The organism is Immundisolibacter sp. (assembly GCF_028696615.1).
In the GTDB taxonomy this organism is placed as follows: domain Bacteria; phylum Pseudomonadota; class Gammaproteobacteria; order Immundisolibacterales; family Immundisolibacteraceae; genus Immundisolibacter.
In genome coordinates, this window is record NZ_JAQVGQ010000274.1 from 1 (window position 1) to 3,080 (window position 3,080).

4 protein-coding genes are annotated in these 3,080 nt (G+C 72.3%); all 4 read right to left on the bottom strand.

Annotated elements, in window-relative coordinates; all coding sequences use genetic code 11:
- Positions 1-1,054 (bottom strand): POTRA domain-containing protein (locus PHC73_RS13090; RefSeq protein WP_300129121.1); only part of this gene is annotated, 1,054 nt, incomplete at its 3' end.
- Between the two features lie 102 nt (positions 1,055-1,156).
- On the bottom strand, positions 1,157-1,948 hold the full coding sequence (locus PHC73_RS13095; protein ID WP_300129124.1) for a DUF3108 domain-containing protein: 792 nt from the start codon (positions 1,946-1,948) through the stop codon (positions 1,157-1,159).
- A complete protein-coding gene (gene purN, locus PHC73_RS13100) occupies positions 1,941-2,600 on the bottom strand; it encodes a phosphoribosylglycinamide formyltransferase (RefSeq protein WP_300129128.1) in 660 nt (219 codons plus the stop codon). Before purN ends, PHC73_RS13095 begins: the two co-directional genes overlap by 8 nt.
- On the bottom strand, positions 2,597-3,080 hold a 484-nt coding region (locus PHC73_RS13105), incomplete at its 5' end, for an AIR synthase-related protein (protein ID WP_300129131.1). The genes PHC73_RS13105 and purN, both read right to left, overlap by 4 nt.

Sequence of the window (3,080 nt, forward strand, 5' to 3'; positions counted from 1 at the left end):
GCAGGTCGAGGTTCTCGGACAGGCGGGTGGTGGTGTCCTCGCGCTTCAGGGCTGCGCCGAAACCGAGCTGCTCGGCACGCGGATCGGCCAGCGGGATGCGGTAGCGCGTGGACAGCTCGCTGTCGCGTGGCGACAGCAGCAGCGTGTTGGTCAGGGCGTGACCGCGGTCGTTCAGGTAGCGGCGGTCGTAGCCGGCGCGCAGGCGCGGCCCGCTGTCGGTGGCAAAGCCGACGCCGGCGTTGTAGGCATCGCGCGGGCGCGGCGTGAACTGCACCGTCACCGGCACCGTGTGCGTCGCCGGATCGCGCTCGCCGGGCTGCACCTGCACACCGGAAAAATAGCCGCTGTCGGCCAGTGCGCTTTGATAGTCCAGCAGGCGCGCGGCGCGGTAGGGCTCGCCGGGCTGCGGGGCGCCGTAGCGGCGCAGCAGCGCCGCGCCGACCACCGTGTCGTCCAGGGTCAGCGCACCGAATCGGTATTGCTCGCCGCTGGCCAGACTGAGCGTGATGCGCGCCTGGTAGGCGTCGAGGTCCACGTCGACGCGGTGCGCGGTGAAGGCGGCGTCGAGGTAGCCGTGCTCGTGCAGCGCCTCCAGCAACGCGCGCTTGCCGTCCTCGTAGCGGGCGTGTTGCAGCCGGTCGCCGACCTTGAGCGCAAACGCCGCCAGCGCGGGCTCGAGTTCAGGGTCGGCGCTGGCCGGGCCGGTGAGGCTCAGGTCCAGCCGCGCCACGCGCAGCGGCGGGCCGCGGTCGACGCGATAACGCGCCCGCCAGCCGTCGGCGTCGTGCGTCAGGCTGGCGTCGATCTGCGGGCGGTAATAGCCGGCCGCCTCGAGCGCGGCCCGGATCTGCCCCGGCGCGGCGGCGTGGGCGCGGCGGATGCGCGCCTCGGCAAGCGGCTCACGCTGCGCCTCGGCGCCGATGTCGAGCGCCGCCAGCACGCCGCCGGCGAGCGTCTTGGGCAGGCCGTCGAGCGTCACGCGCAGCGTGTCGGCGCGCGCCGCCGGCCACAGCAGCACCCACAACAGGAACAGGACACCGACCAGGCGCGTCACACCACCAACCTCTCGAAAAATTCCGTCCCCGGAATTTTTCAGCCTGCCGCGTGGCGGCGCCACCTGCCGCAAGCCGCGCCGGCGACGCGCGGCGAAACTCGGTCAGACGCCGCTGCCGGCCTGGCGGCTGGAGTCGGCAGTGGTCGATGCCGGCACGCTGCGCCCGCCGCCCTGATAACGCTTCAGCAGCAGCGTGCCCTGCGAGCGGCCGCGCTTCTCGCGGTCGATGCGTACCGGAAAGTAGTCGAGCTGCGGCGCGCACCACAGCGTGACGGTGTATTTGCCACCCTCCTGCGTGCGCAGCACCTTGACCGTGTGAAAGGTGCCGGCCGGGGTGGCGATCTCTTCCTCGCCCAGCGTCTGCAGCGTGTACTCGCGGATTTTGCCATCCGAACCGTACAGCACCGGCACCTTGAGGCCGGTGCCGCCGGCGGCCAGCGTGCGCCGCAATGCCTCCACATAGGTGAGTTCGTCGAGCGTGCCCGGCGGCAGCGCCACCGGCGGGGTGTCGGCCTGCGTTTCACGCAGCTGCCCGGCCTGCCAGTCGAACAGGAACTCGTAATCGCGCTGCTTTTTGCCGCCCTGGCGCAGGTGCACGTAGCGCCGCGGCCGCCAGCCGTGCTGGTCGACCTTGCCGCTGCTCTCGTCGTGGAAACTTTCCTGCGTGAACAGCGCCACCACGCCGCCGGGGGTCACGTCCAGCGTCAGCCGATACTGGCCGTCGACGGCCTGGTAGCTCTGCACCGCCTCGCCGCCGTCGATGTTGCCCTGGCGCACGGCGTAGACCGCCTGCCACTGCGCCGGCGGCGCGGCCTGGGCGGCACCGCCCAGCAGCAGCAGCGCGGCGACCAGCCGGCGGGCATGGCCAAGGCGGTTTCGAATCTGCTCAATCATTGCGTTCTCCTGCGGCGGCGAACTGCACCGGCGCCGCGAGCCACAGGCCGTCGAGCAGCACCCGCTCGCCGGCCAGCGCAAGACGACCCTGCGCATACCAGCCTAAGACCGTGGGATAGAGCCGGTGTTCGGCGGCCAGCACGCGCGCGGCGAGCGTGTCCGGTGTGTCGCCGGCCTGCACCGGCACGCGAATCTGCGCGATCAGCGGCCCGCCGTCGACGGCGGCGGTGACGAAATGCACGCTCGCGCCGTGCTCGGCCACGCCGGCGGCCAGCGCCCGCTCGTGCGTGTGCAGCCCCGGGAAATCCGGCAGCAGCGAGGGATGGATGTTGACCAGCCGGCCGCGATGGCGGGCGACGAAATCGGCCGTCAGCACGCGCATGAAACCCGCCAGCACGATCAGATCGCACGACACCGCATCCAGCTGGGCTTGCAGCGCCCGCTCGAAGTCGCGGCGGTCCGCAAACTGCCGGTGATCGACCACCGCGGTCGGCACGCCGGCCGCCGCAGCGAGATCGAGACCGCCGGCCTGCGGGCGGTTGCTGATCACCTGCACCACCTGCGCCGGCAGCGTGCCGGTGGCGCAGGCGTGCAGGATGGCGCCGAGGTTGCTGCCGCGCCCGGAGATCAGTACCGAAAGGCGCGCCGTCACGGCGCGAGCACGACGCCCGCGCCGTCCCCGCGCGGCACGATTTCGCCCACCAAACAGGCGCGCTCGCCGGCCTGCGTGAGGCGCGCGATGGCCTCGTCGGCGCGCGCCGCCGGCAGGATCACTACCAGCCCGATGCCGCAGTTGAAGGTGCGCCACATCTCGGCATCGGCGATGCCGCCGTGCCGCTGCAGCCAGTCGAAGATGGCCGGCCGCTGCCAGGCGCGGGTGTCGAGCCGCGCCGCGAGACCGTTGGGCAGCACGCGCGGGATGTTCTCGATGAGGCCACCGCCGGTGATGTGGGCGATGCCGACCACCGGCAGCGCGGCCAGCAGGTCCAGCACCGGTTTCACGTCGATACGCGTCGGCGCCAACAGCGTGGCGCCGAGCGTGCCGTCGCCGAACGGGGCGTGCAGGTCCGCCCCGACGTGCTGCATCACCTTGCGCGCCAGCGAGTAGCCGTTCGAATGCAGGCCGCTGGAG

Bases quoted from the DNA above. Each gene is read 5' to 3' on its own strand.
- PHC73_RS13095 (WP_300129124.1), bottom strand. From the start codon at position 1,948: ATGATTGAGCAGATTCGAAACCGCCTTGGCCATGCCCGCCGGCTGGTC.